21 protein-coding genes are annotated in these 18,812 nt (G+C 57.5%); 12 read left to right on the top strand and 9 right to left on the bottom strand.

Annotation, left to right across the window (positions count from 1 at the left end):
- Positions 1–21: 21 nt before the first annotated feature.
- A complete protein-coding gene (gene dxs / locus Q6L55_03770; GenBank protein MEN9257833.1) occupies positions 22–1,923 on the top strand; it encodes a 1-deoxy-D-xylulose-5-phosphate synthase in 1,902 nt (633 codons plus the stop codon).
- A gap of 14 nt (positions 1,924–1,937) precedes the next feature.
- Here dxs and Q6L55_03775 read toward each other — a convergent pair whose 3' ends face one another.
- Together Q6L55_03775 and rpsN are read right to left on the bottom strand one after the other, a co-directional pair.
- A complete protein-coding gene (locus Q6L55_03775) occupies positions 1,938–2,789 on the bottom strand; it encodes an alpha/beta hydrolase (protein ID MEN9257834.1) in 852 nt (283 codons plus the stop codon).
- 87 nt (positions 2,790–2,876) lie between these two features.
- Entirely contained in the window at positions 2,877–3,179 is a 303-nt protein-coding gene (rpsN, locus tag Q6L55_03780) for a 30S ribosomal protein S14 (GenBank protein ID MEN9257835.1), read from the bottom strand.
- A 105-nt stretch (positions 3,180–3,284) separates the two neighbouring features.
- On the opposite strand from rpsN, the gene Q6L55_03785 reads away from it, so the two are divergent.
- From Q6L55_03785 to Q6L55_03805, 5 genes are all read left to right on the top strand, one after another.
- Positions 3,285–3,503, top strand: a complete 219-nt coding sequence (locus tag Q6L55_03785; GenBank protein ID MEN9257836.1) for a DUF3148 domain-containing protein — start codon at positions 3,285–3,287, stop codon at positions 3,501–3,503.
- Positions 3,500–3,784, top strand: coding sequence for a DUF3288 family protein (locus tag Q6L55_03790; protein MEN9257837.1), 285 nt, complete (start codon positions 3,500–3,502; stop codon positions 3,782–3,784). Before Q6L55_03785 ends, Q6L55_03790 begins: the two co-directional genes overlap by 4 nt.
- A 7-nt stretch (positions 3,785–3,791) precedes the next feature.
- Positions 3,792–4,382, top strand: coding sequence for a precorrin-6Y C5,15-methyltransferase subunit CbiT (gene cbiT, locus Q6L55_03795; protein MEN9257838.1), 591 nt, complete (start codon positions 3,792–3,794; stop codon positions 4,380–4,382).
- On the top strand, positions 4,379–7,429 hold the full coding sequence (locus Q6L55_03800) for a glycoside hydrolase family 38 C-terminal domain-containing protein (protein MEN9257839.1): 3,051 nt from the start codon (positions 4,379–4,381) through the stop codon (positions 7,427–7,429). The genes cbiT and Q6L55_03800 overlap by 4 nt, the downstream gene beginning before the upstream one ends.
- Positions 7,430–7,539: 110 nt before the next feature.
- Positions 7,540–7,833 (top strand): hypothetical protein, encoded by a 294-nt coding sequence (locus tag Q6L55_03805; protein ID MEN9257840.1) that lies wholly within the window; start codon positions 7,540–7,542, stop codon positions 7,831–7,833.
- A gap of 12 nt (positions 7,834–7,845) precedes the next feature.
- Here Q6L55_03805 and Q6L55_03810 read toward each other — a convergent pair whose 3' ends face one another.
- The 4 genes from Q6L55_03810 to Q6L55_03825 are packed head-to-tail and all read right to left on the bottom strand — an operon-like array spanning position 7,846 to position 10,212.
- On the bottom strand, positions 7,846–9,177 hold the full coding sequence (locus Q6L55_03810; GenBank protein ID MEN9257841.1) for a DUF3370 domain-containing protein: 1,332 nt from the start codon (positions 9,175–9,177) through the stop codon (positions 7,846–7,848).
- A complete protein-coding gene (locus tag Q6L55_03815; protein MEN9257842.1) occupies positions 9,177–9,575 on the bottom strand; it encodes a RidA family protein in 399 nt (132 codons plus the stop codon). The genes Q6L55_03810 and Q6L55_03815 overlap by 1 nt, the downstream gene beginning before the upstream one ends.
- Entirely contained in the window at positions 9,572–10,003 is a 432-nt protein-coding gene (locus Q6L55_03820; protein MEN9257843.1) for an NUDIX hydrolase, read from the bottom strand. The genes Q6L55_03815 and Q6L55_03820 overlap by 4 nt, the downstream gene beginning before the upstream one ends.
- A gap of 2 nt (positions 10,004–10,005) precedes the next feature.
- Positions 10,006–10,212, bottom strand: a complete 207-nt coding sequence (locus Q6L55_03825) for a hypothetical protein (GenBank protein MEN9257844.1) — start codon at positions 10,210–10,212, stop codon at positions 10,006–10,008.
- A 36-nt stretch (positions 10,213–10,248) separates the two neighbouring features.
- On the opposite strand from Q6L55_03825, the gene hisIE reads away from it, so the two are divergent.
- The 3 genes from hisIE to Q6L55_03840 all read left to right on the top strand — a co-directional run bounded on the left by hisIE (position 10,249) and on the right by Q6L55_03840 (position 12,680).
- Positions 10,249–10,899, top strand: a complete 651-nt coding sequence (hisIE, locus tag Q6L55_03830; protein ID MEN9257845.1) for a bifunctional phosphoribosyl-AMP cyclohydrolase/phosphoribosyl-ATP diphosphatase HisIE — start codon at positions 10,249–10,251, stop codon at positions 10,897–10,899.
- An 84-nt stretch (positions 10,900–10,983) separates the two neighbouring features.
- Entirely contained in the window at positions 10,984–11,589 is a 606-nt protein-coding gene (locus Q6L55_03835; protein ID MEN9257846.1) for a superoxide dismutase, read from the top strand.
- Between the two features lie 134 nt (positions 11,590–11,723).
- Positions 11,724–12,680 carry an RNA polymerase sigma factor, RpoD/SigA family gene (locus Q6L55_03840; GenBank protein MEN9257847.1) on the top strand — a complete coding sequence of 319 codons (957 nt, stop codon included), beginning with the start codon at positions 11,724–11,726 and terminating at the stop codon, positions 12,678–12,680.
- Here Q6L55_03840 and Q6L55_03845 read toward each other — a convergent pair.
- On the bottom strand, positions 12,677–13,828 hold the full coding sequence (locus tag Q6L55_03845) for an NAD-dependent epimerase/dehydratase family protein (GenBank protein ID MEN9257848.1): 1,152 nt from the start codon (positions 13,826–13,828) through the stop codon (positions 12,677–12,679). The two genes, Q6L55_03840 and Q6L55_03845, sit on opposite strands and share 4 nt — an antisense overlap.
- A gap of 112 nt (positions 13,829–13,940) precedes the next feature.
- On the opposite strand from Q6L55_03845, the gene Q6L55_03850 reads away from it, so the two are divergent.
- On the top strand, positions 13,941–14,516 hold the full coding sequence (locus tag Q6L55_03850; protein ID MEN9257849.1) for a tetratricopeptide repeat protein: 576 nt from the start codon (positions 13,941–13,943) through the stop codon (positions 14,514–14,516).
- Here the strand turns inward: Q6L55_03850 and Q6L55_03855 are convergent.
- The gene (locus Q6L55_03855) at positions 14,513–14,956 is read right to left on the bottom strand and encodes an HAD domain-containing protein (GenBank protein ID MEN9257850.1); all 444 of its coding nucleotides are present in this window, start codon (positions 14,954–14,956) and stop codon (positions 14,513–14,515) included. The genes Q6L55_03850 and Q6L55_03855 overlap by 4 nt on opposite strands.
- Positions 14,957–15,232: 276 nt before the next feature.
- Between Q6L55_03855 and Q6L55_03860 the strand changes: the two genes are divergently transcribed.
- Positions 15,233–17,407 carry a hypothetical protein gene (locus Q6L55_03860; GenBank protein MEN9257851.1) on the top strand — a complete coding sequence of 725 codons (2,175 nt, stop codon included), beginning with the start codon at positions 15,233–15,235 and terminating at the stop codon, positions 17,405–17,407.
- 12 nt (positions 17,408–17,419) lie between these two features.
- Here Q6L55_03860 and argB read toward each other — a convergent pair whose 3' ends face one another.
- Positions 17,420–18,298: an acetylglutamate kinase gene (gene argB, locus Q6L55_03865; GenBank protein MEN9257852.1), complete on the bottom strand. Its 879-nt coding sequence runs from the start codon at positions 18,296–18,298 to the stop codon at positions 17,420–17,422.
- Between the two features lie 81 nt (positions 18,299–18,379).
- Here argB and Q6L55_03870 point away from each other — a divergent pair, with 81 nt between their 5' ends.
- Positions 18,380–18,724: a histidine triad nucleotide-binding protein gene (locus Q6L55_03870; protein ID MEN9257853.1), complete on the top strand. Its 345-nt coding sequence runs from the start codon at positions 18,380–18,382 to the stop codon at positions 18,722–18,724.
- Positions 18,725–18,812: the final 88 nt, after the last annotated feature.

Below are 18,812 nucleotides of genomic sequence, written 5' to 3' on the forward strand. Positions count from 1 at the left end.
CTTCGCCAAAGGAGTCCGCGCGTGCATCTTAGCGAAATTACCCATCCGAATCAGTTGCATGGTCTGTCTATCCCCCAACTGGAGGCCATCGCCCGGCAGATTCGGGAAAAGCATCTCCAGACAGTGGCCGTTAACGGGGGACACCTGGGGCCGGGGTTGGGGGTAGTGGAACTGACCCTGGCGCTGTACCAGACGCTGGACTTGGACCGGGATAAGGTGATTTGGGATGTGGGGCACCAGGCCTATCCCCACAAGTTGATTACTGGGCGCTACCACCAGTTCCATACCCTGCGGCAAAAGGGAGGGATCGCCGGATACCTGAAGCGCTCGGAAAGCCGCTTTGACCATTTTGGGGCGGGGCATGCTTCCACGAGTATTTCGGCAGCGCTGGGGATGGCCATTGCCCGGGACCTGAAGGGGGAAGATTTCAAGGTGGTGGCGATTATTGGCGATGGGGCCTTGACGGGGGGGATGGCCCTGGAGGCGATTAACCACGCGGGCCATTTGCCCAAGACCCGGCTGCTGGTGGTGCTCAACGACAACGAGATGTCCATTTCTCCCAATGTGGGGGCGATTCCCCGTTATTTGAACAAGCTGCGCCACAGTCCGCCGGTGCAGTTTTTAACCGAGAACCTGGAGCAGCAGTTCAAGCACCTGCCCTTTGTGGACGAGGCCCTGGCCCACAACGTGAAGGAGGGGATGAAACGCCTGATGGTGCCCAAGGTGGGGGCGGTGTTTGAGGAACTGGGCTTTACCTACTTTGGGCCGGTGGATGGGCATAACATTGCGGAAATGATCGAAACGTTCAATCGCGCCCACCAAATTTGCGGCCCGGTGCTGGTGCATGTGGTGACGGTCAAGGGCAAGGGCTATGAGGTGGCGGAGCGGGACCGGGTGGGGTATCATGCCCAAAACCCCTTTGACCTGACCACCGGTAAACCCAAGCCCAGCAGTAAACCCAAACCCCCCAGCTACTCCAAGGTGTTTGGGGAGACGCTCACCCGCCTAGCCAAAGACAACCCCCGGATCATCGGCATTACGGCGGCCATGGCCACAGGGACGGGCCTGGACATCCTGCAAAAACAGTGCCCCAAGCAGTGTATTGATGTGGGGATTGCCGAGCAGCACGCGGTGACTTTGGCGGCGGGGTTGGCCTGTGAGGGGATGCGGCCGGTGGTGGCTATTTACTCCACCTTTTTGCAGCGGGCCTACGACCAAATTGTGCATGATGTGTGTATCCAGAACTTGCCGGTGTTTTTCTGCATGGACCGGGCGGGGATTGTGGGGGCGGATGGGCCGACGCACCAGGGGATGTATGACATTGCCTACCTGCGCTGCCTGCCCCACATGGTGTTGATGGCCCCTAAGGATGAGGCAGAAATGCAGCGGATGATCGTCACGGGCATCCAGTACACGGAGGGTCCGATTGCCATGCGCTATCCCCGGGGCAATGGCTACGGTGTCCCCTTGATGGAAGAAGGTTGGGAACCGTTGCCTATTGGTAAGGGGGAACTGCTGCGCCACGGCCAGGATGTGTTGATCGTCGCTTACGGTTCGATGGTGGTGCCGGCGCAACAAACGGCGGAATTGCTCCAGGAACAGGGAATTGCTGCGGCGGTGATCAACGCCCGTTTTGCCAAGCCCCTGGATACGGAACTGATCCTGCCTTTGGCGCGGGAGATAGGCCGGGTGGTGACGATAGAAGAAGGGTGTCTGATGGGGGGCTTTGGCAGTGCGGTGGCGGAGGCCTTGTTGGACGCCGGTTTGACCTTGCCGGTGCTGCGCATTGGGGTACCGGACATACTGGTGGAACACGCCCAGCCGGAGGAGTCCAAAGCCGACCTAGGATTAACGCCACCCCAGATGGCGGAGCGCATCTACCGCTTTGTCCGGCCAGAACTCCGGTTGCCGGTGACCGCCTAGGGGGTTCCCTGACGTCAGGCAGCTTGGGGGGCGACGGTGGCCTGATGCACCCATGTGCGGAGTTGCTGCGCCACCAGTTCCGGGTACTCCAGCATGGCGAAGTGGCCGCAGCGGGGCAATTCCCAGACAATATCTTCGCCAGCCTGGAAGCGGGCATGAAAACTGGCCAGGTGCCGCACATAGATCACCGGCATGATGGGGTCCTCTTGACCGGCAATCAAATAAAGGGGCTGGGACAAGCGACTCACGACCTGGGGGAGCCGGTGAACTTCCGCTTCCGTTGTAGCCGCCAAAAGGGTTTCTCGAGCCGCTTGGGGACAGGCCCGCAACCAATCCTGCAGGCGTTGTTTCCCCCACTGCACCGGCAAGGGACGCACCACCCCACTGCGGGCAAAAAACCAGCCACCCCCCGGCAACCACTGCATCCAACGGGAGCGCCAGCGTACCAACTGCACCCCCAGGCGGCGAAACCGGTCAAATTCCTGCTGGAGGTAAATACCCCCCCCCGCATTCACCCCAATCACCCCGTTGACCAGGTTTGGCAACTGGGCGGCTGCCAATAGCGCCACGCTCGCTCCTAAGGAATGCCCCACCAACCAACAGGTTTGGATACCCAAGTGGGCTAACAAATCCCCCAAATCCTGGGCATAGCTATCCAGGGAGAAGGTGCAGTGGTTATAGGTCGGTTGGGAAGCCCCAAATCCCCGCAAATCGTAGGTCACACAGGCAAAGTCATCCTTGAGTAAATCCACTAGGGGCTGCCAGTAGTGCCGACTCAACAACCAACCATGAATGAAAACCAATACCGGGCCCTTGCCCACCCATTCATAAACATGAGGGACACCCCGGATAGTGATGGTCGGCATGGGATGACATCACCGTCTATGCTGCCTGTAATCCATCCTATCAGATGACCTCTACAGGGCCAAAGCTATCAAAGCCATCTATGTAACCTACCAGCTAGACTTAACTACGCCTGGCAACAAGCCTTGCAACGCCATCTCCCGTAGGGCATTGCGACAGAGACCAAAATCCCGGAAATAGCCGCGGGGACGCCCGGTCAACCAGCAGCGATTGCGCAAACGATTGGGGGCGCTGTTGCGGGGCAAGCGTTGGAGTTGCCGGTGGATCGCCAGCTTTTCTTCCCACGTCTCCGCCATGGCAAATTGTTGCTTGAGTTGTTCCCGTTTGGCGCGGTACTTGTTCACCAGACGTTGCCGGCGCTTCTCCCGCTCCACCATGCTCTTTTTGGCCATACCCCTCCCCGGTAGCAAACGCAATTTCTTATTATCCCTACAGAAAACTTTGCTCGTCAAGGGGAGCAAGATTGTACCCTAGAAGCTAAAAAAGGAGCACCAGGTATGGCCAAGTTTCGGATTGGACAGCGGGTCCGAATTGTCCGCCTGCCGGCCTATGTGAAGACGGCGGAACCGATGCCCATGTTGCGCTCACCCCAGGTGCTTGAGCTGGGGGAAGAGGGGGTTATCCTGGCCTATAGCCCCGGCGGTGAATGGAGTGTGCGGTGCCAGCGGGGGGCCTATTTACTGGCGGAACAGTATCTGGAGGCGGTGGAGCCATGAACCGGTCGCAGGAGCAACAGCACCCCCTTTACCACGTGGACCGGCAGGTGGTGGATCAGTTGCTCGGCAGTACTCCCGATGATTACACCTTAGCAGAATGGGCGCGGCTATACATCCGCTATCAGAACTTTCCCGGCGCCCGTGACATTCAGCGGGATTTGGCGCAGGTTTTGGAGCGTTGGGGCTTGGATGTGGAGGAGGTCTTTCGGCGCACCCGAGCGATTCATCAACAGGGTAAAGTTTATGGCAGTCGCGTGATCACTCAAGAGGACTGGAACTAAACCCCCTATGGATTGGCCCTACGTGACTGCCGGGATTCCGGATGAGGCCTTTGAGCGCTTGCCCGGCATCCCCATGAGCAAACGGGAATCCCGCGTGCTCATCCTGTCACAACTGTACCTGCAAAAAAATTCCGTGGTTTGGGACATTGGCGCCGGCACGGGGACGATTGCCATTGAAAGCGCGCTGCTGTGTTCGGAGGGCCAGGTCATGGCCATCGAACGGGACGAGGACGTGGTGGGCCTGCTCCAGCGCAATCGGGAGCGGTTTGGGTTACAGAACCTGACCATCGTAGCCGGACATGCCCCCGATTGTCTCCGCGACATTCATCCCCGACCGGACCGCATTTGCTTAGAAGGGGGACGTCCCATTGAGGGGGTGCTCAGGGTGGCATGGGGCTACTTGCGCCAGGGGGGGCGGGTGGTCACGGCAACCGATAGCCTGGAGGCTTTCTACAACCTGATGCAAACCTTGAGCCAATTGCAAGCTCGCAAAATCGAGGTGATTCAATCGGCCGTCAATCGTTTGGAAACGCGGGGGATGCAGCGGGTATTGGTGGCCCTGGACCCCATTTTTATCCTGAGCGCAGAAAAACCATGAATTTTGACAAAGTCATAGCCCAGTGGTTGCACCATGTCAGACAGCTGGCCTATCCAGAAGTCCTGCCTTTAGCCGACTGGCACATCACCGTAGAGGGTCAGGACGAGGCATGGCAAAGGGTGACGCTCCCGGCAAGTTGGGGGGGCGATGACCAAACGGTTTGGTGGCACAGGTGGGTGAGTTTACCCCCGGGTTGGACCAACCGCAAAATTGCCCTGCGCATGGATATTCCCGAAGGTTTGCTGTTTTTGAACCGGCGGCCCTATCAGGGGATAGATGCCCATCACCCCCTGGTGGTTCTGCCGGCGGACATCGGGTCGGAGTTCACCCTAGATATCCAGGCCTATAGCGGTCGTCGGCCCGAACCCCAGCAGTGCCGTTTCAGTGAATTGGTGGTCATTGACCCCCAGGCGGAACAACTGTTGGTGTGGCTGGAACAGCTCCGGTCGGCCTGGCGAGACCACCCCTGGGTCGAAGCCGGTTTACGCCAATGGCTGGCTGCCATGGAGACCCATGGAGCGGATTTCGGGCAAAAACTGCTTGCGGCGTTCCCGGACACAACCCCTACACCAGCGACCCCGCAGATTTATCTCATCGGTCATTCGCACCTGGATGTGGTGTGGCTGTGGACCCATCGGGAAACCCGCCGCAAGGTGGGCCGCACCTTTAGCATTGCCTTGAATCTGATACGGGAATTTCCCGAGTTTTGTTTCTGTCAGGGCCAGGCGCAACTGTATGTCTATTGCCGGGAAGACTACCCGGAACTCTATCAGCAGATTCAGCAGCAGGTGCAGGCGGGGCGGTGGCAGGTCGAGGGGGGGGTGTGGGTCGAACCGGACGGCAATTTAATTAGCGGCGAATCCTGGGTGCGGCAACTGGTGTACGGCCAGCGCTTTTTCCGCCGGGAGTTTGGGGTGCAGTGCCGGGTGCTGTGGCTGCCGGATACCTTTGGTTACCAGGGCAATCTGCCCCAGTTGCTCAAACAGGCCGGTATTGATTACTTCTTCACGACGAAACTGAACTGGAATGACACCCAGGAATTTCCCTACGACGCGTTCTGGTGGCAAGGGATTGACGGTAGCCGGGTGCTGGCCCATCAACCGCCGGTAGGTCTGGAGGGTTTGTTGCGGATTCAGGATTTAACCCGAACGGGGCAACAGTACGCCCAGAAGGCGGTGGCGCCGGTGGTGGCCCAAACCTTTGGTTACGGCGATGGCGGAGGGGGCGTGACCCGGGAGGAGTTGCATCTGTACGCCCTGTTGCAGCGGCTGCAGTTGCCCTTCCCCCCCAAAATCACCAGTCCCCTGGCTTTCTTCCAAGCGCTTGAACGATACGGCGAGAGTCTTCCCGTGTGGCCAGGGGAACTCTATCTGGAAAAACATCGGGGCACCTACACCACCCATAGCTGGATCAAGCAATGGCATCGCCAGGCGGAACGGGAGTTTTACATCACGGAATACTTGGCGACCCATGCCTGGTTACGGGGCCATCCCTATCCCCAAACTGCCCTGGAAACCACGTGGCAACTTTTACTTTTGCAACAGTTTCACGACATCCTGCCTGGGACCTTCATTGCTGCGGCCTATCCCCAAATCCAACAGGACTTTGCGCAAATCCTAACCACCCTATCTGCGCTCCGCCGGCAGGCTGTCAACCAACTACGCCGGGCAGTCGTTTCAGAACTGACCTGGACGATTGGGAACAGCATTCACGCCCGGGATCATGTCGAGCTGTTCCTGCCGGTGCCCCGGACGGTTTGGGAGCGCTACGGTGGGCAATTTCGCCTCAGGGCCAACGGTCAGGTGATTCCCCACCAGGTCTTGCCTGCCGGCAGTCCCATTCCCAGCCTGTATCCCGAACATCACCCGCCGGATGTCGTGCATGTGCTATGCCACTTGGAACACTTACCTGCCTACAGCACGGTGGAGGTGCATCTAGAACCAGCGTCAACCCCCCTGGAGTTACCTAGCGACTGGTCTCCCCCAAGTGGTCAACAACTCGAAAACAGTTGTTTGCGCCTGACCTTTGATGACCAGGGCAACCTGACCGAACTGTGGGATCAGCGTTTGCAGAGAAATCTGCTGGCGCCGGGGCAAGTCGGTGCAGAAATCAAGCTTTTTCTCGACCGGCCTAAACAATGGGAAGCCTGGGATATAGACGCCGATTACACCCAGTACGCCGCCCCACCTTTGCCGTTGCTGGATGCCCAGGTCGTGGAACGGGGGATAGGGCGACAAGGGGTGGCTTTTCGTTACCAACTGCACCAGGATAATGGCTTGCACTGTCACGTGAAAAAGTCGTTTTATCTGTATCGTGACGCCCCCTTTGTGGAGTGTTTTGTGGAGGTGGACTTAACCCAAAACCGATATGCCCCCTTTATTTTGAAACTGCTGTTTCCTTTTGACCTGGCCAGTGAGCAAGCTACCTTTGATATTCCCTTTGGTTGGATACAGCGCCCAACGGAGCACCCAGCCCAATTTGAGGTTCCGGCGCTGAGTTGGGCTGACCTGTCCCAGGGGGATTGGGGGGTTGCTTTACTCAGTCGCGATAAGTACGGCTTTTCCGTGGACCGCCACGCAATCGGCTTAACCCTGCTGCGAGTAGCCCATTATCCCCACCCCCAGGAACCCTGGCACTTAACCGATAGCGCCATCACGGATACCGGCATTCATCAATTTTGTTGCCGCTTGTATCCCCATCAGGGTTCGGCGCAGGCGGCCGCCATTCCCCACCGGGCGCAGGAATTTTTATATCCCCCCCTGCCCATACCTGGTTGTTTGGCCCAGCCCCTGACCCCCTTATTCACCCTGAACGCCCCCAACATCATCACAGCCGCCGTCAAAAAAACCATGGATGCTGAGGCGATTGTGGTGCGCCTGTACGAGGCCTATGGTCAACCGACCCAAGTGCATATTGGCCCCCAGATTGCGGTGCGGGAAATTTGGGAGTGCGACCTGCACGAACAACCCTTGCACTATCTATCTGATGGCACTCCATTCACCCTGGATTTCTCCCCTTTTGGCGTCAAAACCCTTTTGTTGACTTGACCAGTTTGTCCAAGTATGCTACCATGCCCGCGTAATTTACCTAATGAGTTTGCGCCGATTGTTGCTATTTCTCATTAGGTATTGGTTCCCTAGGCTAGGAGGGTAAAAACATGTCGGATCGATTGACTTATCAGGGGGAGATGGAAGCCAAGTTGCAAAAACTGGGCGCTCAACTTGATCAGCTCAAGGCCAAAGCGGCACAAGCTACGGAAGAGGCCAAGGCGGATATTGAAGCCAAAATTGAGGCCCTCAAGGCTAAACGAGATGAGGTTATGCAGCAACTGACGGCCCTCAAGGAGGCAAGTGATGACGCTTGGGAATCCCTCAAAACCGGGTTTCAGAATGCCTGGGATGAATTGAGTCAAGCGGTGGAGGAAGCAGTCAAGAAATTCACTGGTGAATAGCCTGAATAGCCGTTAGTCCCTCGTCAGAAGGGTGAGCACTTGCGGCGGCGAAGCGTCGGGGGGATACAGCAAACTGACCTGTACCAAACGCTTTTGGCCAGGTGCGATATTGATTTCCACCAGGGGTTCCAGCATTTGTCCCCGCCGCAATACCAGATGACTGTCCTGCACCCGGGGGAGTCCCCTATCGTCTATGTAACGCACGCGCACGGTGCCCCGGAAAAAGATTTGGGGAGCCGGTGGTTGCCAGAAGCGCAGTCCCCCTTCATCCCGGTCGGTTTTCAGGGGGGATTCCAACCCGATGGCCACCCGGCGCGTCTGCCTTTGGCGATTGACCAGGGGCAGGACCAAGCTGTAGTGGACAGTGTAGTTGCCGTGGGTCCGGTAGGCGGTGTCGGGATAACGTACCAGCATAGGTGCCGTTTGGTCTTGACCCGTCCCCATCCGCCCGCGCGGTAACAGGCTAAGGCCGTAGGAAATGGCCCCACCTGGAGGGGGAATCGCCAGGGTTGTTTGCTGGGGGTCAGTCAACACCGCCCGCCATTGGGTTCCCAGAGCTACCCCGCTGACCCGTCCGTAGCGAAACTCCCCCGCCGGTGTATCCAAAGGGGTGGGGGCCAAATCCCGCGGACCGGCCAGATGCCCCTCCCGCAACAGCCGTCGCCAGCGCTCCCAGCTAGGGGCTTCCTCCTGACCTGTGGGTCTCACGGTGGCAAATAGCCCCAAACTGGCGGCATAGACCGGTTGGTCGCTGTGTAAACGTAAAACCACCGAACGGGCATTACGGTTGATCCCAAGACGCCGGGTCGGAATGGGCTGGTTGAGCAAAAGCCGTTCTTCGCCGGGCGGGATAACTAAGGTTGACGGTCCCAGAAAAGGTTGATGCCCCCCGCGCAGAAGGAAATCGGTCAGGCGACTGCCCGGCCCACTATAGACCCAGCCCAGGGGATTAGGCACCAAGGGCGGCAGATGGATAAATGGGGCATCCGGTTGGGTGAGAAAACTGGCCCCCTGGCGTAGCGTCACCGTGGCCGGTCGGGAACCCCGATTGCCCAGCACAAACCCCAAGTAAAACGTGCGCTTGTCCTGAGCGCCAGAGGCATCAGCCAGGTGATGCAAAAAAGCGGCAAATTCCCCCCGAAAGGCGTAGTGGAGATGGGCATGGGGATGGCGCATCCCCTGGGGCGGAAAAGTGGACAACAAAATGCCTTCAGTGAACACCAGCTCCGGACTGTTGCTGTTGAACAGGGGCACAGCATTTAACCCCCCCGGCAGCGGCCGCACCACCTGGGGTCGAAAAATCTCTTGGGGCGGCGGTGTCTGCGCCAATAACAACCATCCCATCAGCCAGCCGTCGGCATCACCGCAATGGCCTCGATTTCCACCCGCACGTCTTTAGGTAAACGGGCCACCTGTACACAGGAGCGCGCCGGGGCATAACCCGCCGGGAAGTACTCGGCATAGACCTGATTCATGGCAGCAAAATCCCCCAGGTCCACCAAATAGACGGTCGTTTTCACCACATGCTGCCAGCTACAACCCGCTGCCCGTAACACCGCCCCTAGGTTCTCCATCACCTGCCGCGTTTGCGCCGTAATGTCCTTGCCAACGACTTCCCCCTGGGTATTCAAGGGAATTTGCCCCGACAAAAACACCCAGGTTCCCTGCGCCCGTATGGCTTGCTGGTAGGGACCCACTGGCCAAGGGGCATCCGTCGTTTGAATTGGCTGGGGCGTGGTCATAGCGTTGGCCGAATCCCGTAGTAACGAAACTGCAAATAGTCCTGGAGAATTTGGCTGTGGTCAAAGCACAGGGGATGGGGGACCTCCCAGGGCAAAAAAATCCCCACCCCTTCGGCGTCATCCCCGGCGCAGGGTTCCCCCGTAGCTGTGGCAATAAAGACGGTGGCAATGGTGTGCTGGCGGGGGTCCCGCTGGGGGTCCGAGTAGGTATAGAACTGGGTGACCAGCTGCACAGTCAATCCGGTTTCCTCCAGAGCTTCCCGCCGGGCCGCCTGAGCCAGGGTTTCCCCGTAGTCCACAAATCCCCCCGGAATGGCCCAGCCCAGGGGCGCATGCCGCCGCTGCACCAGCACCAAGGGCCGATGGGGACGGTCCACCAGTTCAATGAGAATGTCCACTGTGGGCGCCGGGCTGCGGGGGGCGGCCATGCCTAAGCTTCCTGCAATTCCAGATACAGCTGGCGCAGTTGCTCCACCAATTCCTGCTCCACCTGCTCGATTAACTCCCCCGCCTGCTGTTCATCCAGGGCATAGCGCTCGCTCACGTCCGGGTCCAGGAGATAATCCCGCAGGGACTCCAACATGACCTCGGCCATTTCCTCGGCAAATTGGTCGGCGACGTCGGAACGCAGTGTCATACAGTAATAAGGCGTAAACGTCATCCATATCATTTTATGGCGACCATGAACCAGGAATTCCGTCTCTTGCCGGATGTGATTAAGTTTGATGAACAAGGGCTGGTGCCGGCTATCATCCAAGACCACCGCGACGGCATGGTGCTGATGCTGGCCTGGATGAACCGGGAATCCCTGCAAAAAACCCTAGACACCGGACGCACCTGGTTTTGGAGCCGCTCCCGGCAGGCCCTGTGGCCCAAGGGGGAGACCTCCGGCCATGTGCAATGGGTGCGCTGGATTCGCTATGACTGCGACCACGACGCCCTGCTCATTGGCGTTGAACAGGTTGGGGACACAGCTTGCCACACCGGCGCCCGCAGTTGTTTCCACCTCGTCGATGACCCGAAGACCGCCCCCCAACTGCCCCCCACCTCTCTTCTGGCTCAACTCTACGACACCATTTGCCAACGCCGCGACCATCCCCAACCCGACTCCTACACCTGTCACCTTTTGGCAGGGGGCGACAACCGCATTCTCAAGAAACTGGGGGAGGAAACCGCGGAATTGATCATGGCCTGCAAGGACCGCCAACCCGAGGCCATCGCCAGTGAATGCGCCGATTTGCTCTACCACATCCTGGTGGCGCTAGCTGCTTACCACGTCTCCTGGTTCCAGGTCCTGCAGGAACTGGCCCGTCGCCAGCGCTAAAGCCGGCAATTCAGACTCGTTACGAGTACGGCTCTTTGCGCTACAGTAGAGGGGCAAGGCAACCCATCTGAGGAAGGATTGGCTATGGCTTACCAGTTACCGGAACTGCCCTACCCCCAGGACGCCCTAGCGCCCTATATCACGGGGGAACTCATGAGCTATCACTATGGCAAGCACCACGCCGCCTACGTGACCAACTACAACAACCTGGTCAAGGACACCGAGTACGACAGCATGCCCCTGGAGGAGGTAATCAAGAAAACCTACGGCGACTCCAGCAAGGTGGCCATTTTCAACAACGGCGCCCAGGCCTGGAACCACACCTTCTACTGGAACTGCATGAAACCCGGCGGTGGGGGTGAACCGACCGGCCCCCTGGCGGAAAAAATCAAGGCCGACTTCGGCAGCTTTGAAGCCTTTAAGCAGGCCTTTAAGCAGGCAGGGGTCAGCCAATTTGGCAGCGGTTGGGCCTGGTTGGTGTTAGACAACGGCACCCTCAAGGTGACCAAGACCGCCAATGCCGACAACCCCCTGTGCTTTAACCAAGTCCCCCTGCTGACGATGGACGTGTGGGAGCACGCCTACTACCTGGTCTATCAGAACCGGCGGCCCGATTACGCCCAGGACTTCATTGACCACCTGATCAACTGGGATTTCGTCAGCGCCCAGTACGCCGCTGCCACGGCCTAACCCTGGGGGTAACCTGCACCACCGAACAGGGGACCAGCCCCTGTTTTTTTGTCCCACTTTGACAACATCACCGTTGTTAAAGTACCCTAAAAAATACTTAAAGAAAGATTTAGGTTGTTTTAGTGATGGCTCTTATGGCGACCCCTGATGCTTCCCTTGACCCGGTGCGGGTGTATTTGCGTGAGATTGGCCGGATTCCCCTGTTGAGCCATGCGGAGGAAGTGGCCTTAGGTCGGCAGGTGCAGGCCCTGACCCAGTTGCAGGAAAAGCGGGCCGAGCGGGAACGGGAATTGGGGCGACCCATTACCCAGCAGGAATGGGCCGAGTATGTGGGCTGTTCGGTCGAAGAGCTAGAGCAGCGCTGTAAAGCGGGTGAGCAAGCCAAGCGCAAGATGATCGAGGCCAATTTACGCCTGGTGGTCTCCGTGGCCAAAAAATACGTCAAACGCAATGTGGACCTGCTGGATTTGATCCAAGAGGGTACGATTGGCATGCAACGGGGGGTGGAAAAATTCGACCCCAGCAAGGGGTATCGCTTTAGCACCTATGCTTACTGGTGGATTCGCCAGGCCATCACCCGCGCCATTGCCGAAAAAAGCCGCACCATCCGCCTGCCGATCCATATCACTGAAAAAATGAACAAATTTAAGCGGGTGCAGCGGGAACTGTCCCAGAAACTGGGGCGCTCCCCGACGGTCAACGAGCTGGCCCAAGCCCTGGATTTGACCCCTGAGCAGGTGCGGGAGTATTTAGAGCGGATGCGCCAGCCCCTGTCCTTGGATGTGAAAGTGGGGGATAACTTGGATACGGAGCTGGGGGATTTACTGGAGGACCAGGGCATGGGTCCCGAGGACTACGCTACCCAGGAGTCCCTACTCAGCGACATCGCCAGCGTCATCAACGACCTGACACCCCAACAGCGGCAAGTCATCCGCCTGCGCTATGGATTAAACGGCGAAACCCCCATGACCCTCTCCCGCATCGGCGAGTTGATGAATATCAGCCGAGAACGGGTGCGGCAGATTGAGCGGGAGGCCCTCACCCGGCTTAAGCGCCGTCGCAGCGATATGCGCCACTACCTGGCCGGTTAACGCCGCCAGTTCACCCTGGGTAGGATTTGGTTCATATCCACCCGGTGTTTGTAGCGGATGGCGAAATTCAACAGCGAATCCAACAGGGAATCCGACAGGTAGTGAGGTTGCAGGCCCAGGTCCAGCAACTTGGTGTTTTTGGCGTGGTAGTAGTGCTCCTCCTGCTCCACGCGGGGGTTATCTATGTGGTTAATGGTCACCTTGAGTCCCATAGCTGCCCCCGCCTGCTGCACCTTCTGGGCCAACTCCAGCACCGTAAATTGCTCGGTGAACTGGTTAAACACCCGAAATTCGCCGGGCTGGGCCGGGTGATTAATCGCCAGTTCCACACAGCGCACCGTATCCCGGATGTCCAGGAAACCCCGGGTTTGTCCCCCCTTGCCGTAGACGGTTAAAGGATGGCCAATCGCCGCCTGAATGCAAAAGCGGTTGAGGGCCGTGCCGAAGATACCGTCGTAGTCCAAGCGGTTGATCAGGGCCTCATCCATGCCACACTCTTCCGTGAGCACCCCATAAACCACCCCCTGGTTCAGATCCGTCGCCCGCAGCCCCCACACCCGGCAAGCAAAGTGGATGTTGTGGGAGTCATGCACCTTGCTCAAGTGGTACATAGAACCCGGTTGTTTCGGGTAAGGCAGGGTATCCTTGCGCCCGTTGTGCTCGATGGTGATGTAACCCTCCTCGATGTCAATGTTGGGGGTGCCGTATTCCCCCATCGTTCCCAATTTCACCAGGTGGCAGTCGGGGAATTCCTCCTTCAGGGCGTAGAGGATATTCAGGGTCCCCACCACGTTATTCACCTGGGTCAACACCGCATGTTCCCGGTCAATCATGGAAAAGGGCGCCGACCGTTGTTCCCCGAAATGGACGATGGCTTCCGGTTCAAACTGGCGTAGGGCCTTGATGAGAAACTGGTAGTCCGTAACATCCCCCAAAAACAGCTCGATTTTCCGTCCGGTCAATTCGTACCAGCGGCGTAACCGCTCCTGGATGGACGTAATGGGAGTCAGGGTTTCGACTTGCAATTGCAGGTCCCAATAGCGACGGATGAGGCTGTCTAGGATGCCGACCCGGTGGCCGCGATTGGAGAGATAAAGGGCCGTGGCCCAACCACAGTAACCGTCCCCACCAATGACCAGAACGTTCATAACCTCTTGCCCATCTTTTGCGATATTTGTTTAATGTACCAGTTTTGGGGACGCCTCCACGGCAACTCCGGGATAAATGACGTAAAATGGGCCTGACGGTTGGGGATCAGCGATGGGCTGGCGGCGGCATTTAGCACAGGGGTTGGGTATCGGTCTGGGGGTGGTGCTGGGTGTAGCCCCGATAGCCCTGGCCCAAGATGCCTTGCAAACCTACTTTGACCACCTGGAGCGGGGCCAGGAAGCCCTCACCCTGCGGGAGTACACCCAGGCCGTCGCCGCCTTCACCCAGGCCATTAAGGTGCAACCCCAGCGCTTTGAGGTCTATTACCAGCGGGGGCAGGCCTATAGTTTTCTGGGACAAGACGCGGCTGCCCTAGCCGATGCGGAAAAGGCCATTCAACTCAACCCCACCTACGCTCCCGCCTATACCCTACGGGGTTTATTGCGGTTTCGTTATCGCAGGGACCTGGAGGCGGCCCTGGCGGATTTGAACCAATCCCTGGCATTGGACCCCCAACAGGCCGCCGTCTATGGCTTGCGGGGCAGCATCAGGCGGCAGATGCAGGACCTGGCCGGCGCTATCGCTGATTTTGAGCAAGGTATCCAGGTAGCCCGTGCCCGCAAGCAGTTTTCCCTCTACAAGGCTCTAGAGCAGGAACTGGAGCGCACCCGGCAGATGCAGCCCTAGGGAACAGCCAACTGGGGCAACTGGCCCGTGTGATACCAGGCTGTTAAAATTTCCCCCTCCCGGTCAGTAAATCCCTGGCGCGGGTCCACCCAAATTAAGTGCGGGTCCCCCGGGGCAAACAATGCCGCCATGTCATCCAGGGCCACCCAGGCGTCTGCCCGTTCCTGAGCCAGAAAGTCCTCGATCTCCCGGCGTCGTCCCCCCGGCCCCAGTCCATCCGGGTGAACGGGGGTTGTTCCGACAATCCGCGGGCGCAACGCCGGTGTAAAAAACGAGCGTAACTGGTGGAGGGAATGTTCGTAGCGCCAAGAAGAACTGATCACCATCTCCAACTCCGGCAGGGCCAGCAGGTAGCGTTCCACCAGGGGTACCCGAGTAAAGGGCAACTCCCCCTCGGCGTGCAACACTCCGTCAAAATCCAGAAACAGCAACCGCCGCATAGCAGCTCCGGGAGCCAATCCGCCCGTTATTGTACCAAGCCTCAACCCCTAGAGCCGTTAGACCAACCAGGGTTCTCGCGACCGGGGAACCAAGCCAGGAAAAAAGTTCCACCCACCATCGCCGATTCTTTACGATTCATTAACTTATTGCCGACGGCCTTGGGCAAATGGATGACTTACCAATACAATCAGCTAAACGGCTCGGTACCTGTTAGGGAATAACCCTCTAGGGCATAGCTGCTAACTATCACAGTTTCCTTTCCCAGGGAGAACAACATGGCTGGCAAACCAAGTAAAGCCCAGGTTCTATCGTTGGTTGTTGTACCATTCGTGGCTTATGCATTACCGGTATGCGCCCAAGGTATATTCGACTCCAAGCCTGTCCCTAGTACCTCTTTTTCTGTCTCGCCCGAAGTACTCAGGTCTATCGAAATCAACCCACCTGCGGACTTAAAAACGCATCAGTTGGATGGCTCTGCGATTTTATCCCATCGGACCCTAAGCGATCAGTTGCCTAGACTGGGGATTCAACGCCAGTTCAACCTGAGCAGCCTGCGTCAACAGCCCATTTTAAGCTTTGGTCTTGGCCGGTTAAATTTTCAACCTTTTTTGAATGACCCAAAAGCACCGTTCAACGTGGCCCAGAAGCTACGGGCTTTACCCAACTTGGCGACCGTACAGACGGATACGACAACTGTCTGGGAAGTAAGGGATGGCATGGTCATTCACACCCTCCTGCGTTACGAATTGAAACCGGGGGCCTGCACCAATCCGGCTAGCCGTCGTCAAGTGGAACAGGCGGGGGTTGCTTGTGCAAGTCGGCTGTCCGAAAGCGCCTTAGAAGCCCGTAATCAGCAACTATTTAGGGAGGGAACCGGCCGACCCGGACCTGTCCATGACTGGTCACTGCGGCAGCGGGAATGGCGAGCCAAACAACTGTCGGCCCTGAGGGGATACATGGCCCAGTTGCGGGCTTACTTCCAGGACCCCACCCAGCGGGCCAGGATGGTTCAAAACTGGGGTCAGGCTGAGGTCCAACGCCTAGCCGCCTTGGATGACGAAGCATTGATGACCGAGATGGCCAATTCTAGCGAAACCGTCATTGAGCAGGTTATGTTCATCCCGGTCAAAGACCAATTAGACTGGTATATTCCCGGTCTCAAACTGATTCTTAAAACACCGGATTTTCTGGTCCTGCAAAACATTAAATTACCCCAAAAGGACGGGGTTTCAGCCACGAGCACCGCCCACAAACCTACAACCCAAGCCCTACCGGAGCGTTATTTTTTAACCGGCTTTACTTTAGGTCGAGAGTACGAATGGCGCCGGCGCATCGAGAAAACCATTAAATGGTGTTGGTTAGGGTGTGCCGAAACTTACTTTGCAGAAGCCTACGCTCAATTTAGGTACGGCTTAGGACTGCGTTTCCCGATCAAAACCTGGGGGACTTACAGCTATTTGGGTCAGGACCAAGCAGAAGTGACGGTTAACTTTAGTCCCGTCAATGGCCATGAAGGTCACTATCTGGAGGCGGGATTACCCAAGGAAAAATTATTTCAGGGCAAGGAAATCGTCGCCGAAGCATCCGCTAAAGCCGGTTTAGCCGTAAAATTCCCTATTATTGGTACAACGGGTGTCCATCCATCCCTAGAAGCCGACTTCACCCAGTACCTACCGGGCATTTTTAGTGGTGGACAATTGACGCCGCCAGCCCCTGGGAATCAGACCCTCTCCCAAACGACGGTCATCGAACAAATAGATTTTTTAGGCAATTCCGCTAACTTTGGTGTCATTGGTGCCAAGGTGCATCCGGTGCTGGCTCTGGCTATGCAATCGGGTTCATTGACCCTCAAACTGGTGGACAACTTAGCTGGTGGTTCCTCAAGGCTGCTAACCGCTTCAGGCCTCAGGATACCCCTAAAAACCAGTCCTGCCGATCAAAGTAGTAGTTTTTCCCTGGGCGACCCTGTTTATGAAGTATCGTTCATCATTACGCCGGGGATTAATGCTAAGCTCTTTTTGGACCTGGCTGTTTGGTCAACCAGTTGGGATCAGACGATCCTGTTTCCCCAATTAGAGATTCGGCTACCACCTGACGGTCTGCAATTTGCCTGCCATGCACAAACCAAATGTAGTCGCATCTACACCGTTGGTCCCCAGGTGGTTAAAGTCCAGGAATTTACCCCGTCAGAAAAGGCGGTTGCCGACGTGATGGCCTACTACAAAGGTTACGGTCAGTCGTGGCTGAAAAAATGTTATGACGGTCCATGTGTAGTGGAAGTGGCCAACTTGGTTATACAGATGATGAAATGGGTCAAAACCTATGCCGAAAATAAGCCTGACGCCGATTGGAAAGCCTTTAATGCTCAAGTCGAAGCTGGTTACATGCCGTTGCTCCAGAAGGTGGTTAAGGATTCTCAAGCTCGCACCGGTGGGGTTAAGAAAATATAACGGATTGGGGTATCAATTGGGGGCATGACCTACGCCCGAGGCCACGATCATGGAGCCAATCCCCGTATCGGTAAAGATTTCCAAAAGCAACGCATGGGGCAATCGGCCGTCGAGGATGTGGGCGGCTTTCACCCCCTGGGCCAGGGACCGCACGCAGCAGTTTACTTTGGGAATCATGCCCCCCCGGATCACCCCCTGTTCGATGAGCGCCCGCGCCTGCTGAATGTTGAGAAAGTGATAGAGGGTGCTGGGGTCCTGGGGGTCGTGCAGGATGCCGGGGGTGTCTGTCAGCAGGATGAGCTTTTCGGCTCCGAGGGCAGCGGCAATTTCTCCGGCAACCGTATCGGCGTTGATGTTGTAGGCTTGGCCGGTTTCATCGGCGGCTACGCTGGAGACCACCGGAATATAGCCCGACTGGATCAAAGTTTCTAAAAGGTGGGTCTCTACGCTTTTGACTTCCCCCACAAAGCCGATGTCGTCAGAACCCTCAGGACGGGCCTGAATCAGATGGCCATCCACGCCAGCGATGCCCACCGCCTTGCCCCCCGCCTGGTTGATCAAGCGCACGATTTCTTTATTGACCCGACCCACCAGCACCATCTCCACCACCTCCATCGTGGCCGCATCGGTCACCCGCAGGCCGTTTTTGAACTGGGGGGCGATACCCAGCTTGTCCAACCAGGTATTGATCTCCGGCCCGCCGCCATGGACCAGGATGGGGCGAATCCCGACGCAGGACATGAACACCACGTCGCTGATGACCTGTTGTTTTAAGGATTCATCCTTCATGGCTGCCCCGCCGTATTTGATCACGATGGTGCGCCCGGCGAATTTCTGGATGTAAGGCAAGGCTTCGCTGAGAACCTGCACCCGGTCGCGGTTGCTGAGCATAGGGCCTTTTGGGGAAAATTTCCCCATTTAGCTTAACGGATTCTGCGAAACTGGGAGACGGTTGACGTTTTCGTTATATCCATGAGCAGCGATACCGTCTTTGGCCGCATTATCCGTAGGGAACTCCCCGCCACCATCCTCCATGAGGACGACCTGTGCCTGGTGATCCAGGACATCAACCCCCAGGCGCCGGTGCATTTGCTGGTCATTCCCAAGGAACCGCTCCCTCGCCTGTCGGCAGCCCGGCCCGAACACCAGGCTCTGCTGGGGCATTTGCTCCTGATTGCCCAACGGGTGGCCCAGGCGCAAAACCTGACCCAGGGCTATCGGCTGGTGATCAACGACGGTCCCCAGGCCGGTCAAACCGTCTATCACCTGCACATTCACATCCTGGGCGGCAGGGACCTGGGTTGGCCCCCCGGCTGACCAAAAACATAAAAACCCTGTAACAGTCCTTCACAAAACCCGACCTATGCGTTAAGATAGGCCCAGGGAGTTTTCCCTGCTGTTGTCG

Source organism: Gloeomargarita sp. SRBZ-1_bins_9, assembly GCA_039794565.1.
Taxonomy (GTDB): domain Bacteria; phylum Cyanobacteriota; class Cyanobacteriia; order Gloeomargaritales; family Gloeomargaritaceae; genus Gloeomargarita.

Bases quoted from the DNA above. Each gene is read 5' to 3' on its own strand.
- Q6L55_03775 (MEN9257834.1), bottom strand. From the start codon at position 2,789: ATGCCGACCATCACTATCCGGGGTGTCCCTCATGTTTATGAATGGGTG.
- rpsN (MEN9257835.1), bottom strand. From the start codon at position 3,179: ATGGCCAAAAAGAGCATGGTGGAGCGGGAGAAGCGCCGGCAACGTCTG.
- Q6L55_03785 (MEN9257836.1), top strand. From the start codon at position 3,285: ATGGCCAAGTTTCGGATTGGACAGCGGGTCCGAATTGTCCGCCTGCCG.
- Q6L55_03790 (MEN9257837.1), top strand. From the start codon at position 3,500: ATGAACCGGTCGCAGGAGCAACAGCACCCCCTTTACCACGTGGACCGG.
- cbiT (MEN9257838.1), top strand. From the start codon at position 3,792: ATGGATTGGCCCTACGTGACTGCCGGGATTCCGGATGAGGCCTTTGAG.
- Q6L55_03800 (MEN9257839.1), top strand. From the start codon at position 4,379: ATGAATTTTGACAAAGTCATAGCCCAGTGGTTGCACCATGTCAGACAG.
- Q6L55_03805 (MEN9257840.1), top strand. From the start codon at position 7,540: ATGTCGGATCGATTGACTTATCAGGGGGAGATGGAAGCCAAGTTGCAA.
- Q6L55_03810 (MEN9257841.1), bottom strand. From the start codon at position 9,177: ATGGGATGGTTGTTATTGGCGCAGACACCGCCGCCCCAAGAGATTTTT.
- Q6L55_03815 (MEN9257842.1), bottom strand. From the start codon at position 9,575: ATGACCACGCCCCAGCCAATTCAAACGACGGATGCCCCTTGGCCAGTG.
- Q6L55_03820 (MEN9257843.1), bottom strand. From the start codon at position 10,003: ATGGCCGCCCCCCGCAGCCCGGCGCCCACAGTGGACATTCTCATTGAA.
- Q6L55_03825 (MEN9257844.1), bottom strand. From the start codon at position 10,212: ATGACACTGCGTTCCGACGTCGCCGACCAATTTGCCGAGGAAATGGCC.
- hisIE (MEN9257845.1), top strand. From the start codon at position 10,249: ATGGCGACCATGAACCAGGAATTCCGTCTCTTGCCGGATGTGATTAAG.
- Q6L55_03835 (MEN9257846.1), top strand. From the start codon at position 10,984: ATGGCTTACCAGTTACCGGAACTGCCCTACCCCCAGGACGCCCTAGCG.
- Q6L55_03840 (MEN9257847.1), top strand. From the start codon at position 11,724: ATGGCGACCCCTGATGCTTCCCTTGACCCGGTGCGGGTGTATTTGCGT.
- Q6L55_03845 (MEN9257848.1), bottom strand. From the start codon at position 13,828: ATGAACGTTCTGGTCATTGGTGGGGACGGTTACTGTGGTTGGGCCACG.
- Q6L55_03850 (MEN9257849.1), top strand. From the start codon at position 13,941: ATGGGCTGGCGGCGGCATTTAGCACAGGGGTTGGGTATCGGTCTGGGG.
- Q6L55_03855 (MEN9257850.1), bottom strand. From the start codon at position 14,956: ATGCGGCGGTTGCTGTTTCTGGATTTTGACGGAGTGTTGCACGCCGAG.
- Q6L55_03860 (MEN9257851.1), top strand. From the start codon at position 15,233: ATGGCTGGCAAACCAAGTAAAGCCCAGGTTCTATCGTTGGTTGTTGTA.
- argB (MEN9257852.1), bottom strand. From the start codon at position 18,298: ATGCTCAGCAACCGCGACCGGGTGCAGGTTCTCAGCGAAGCCTTGCCT.
- Q6L55_03870 (MEN9257853.1), top strand. From the start codon at position 18,380: ATGAGCAGCGATACCGTCTTTGGCCGCATTATCCGTAGGGAACTCCCC.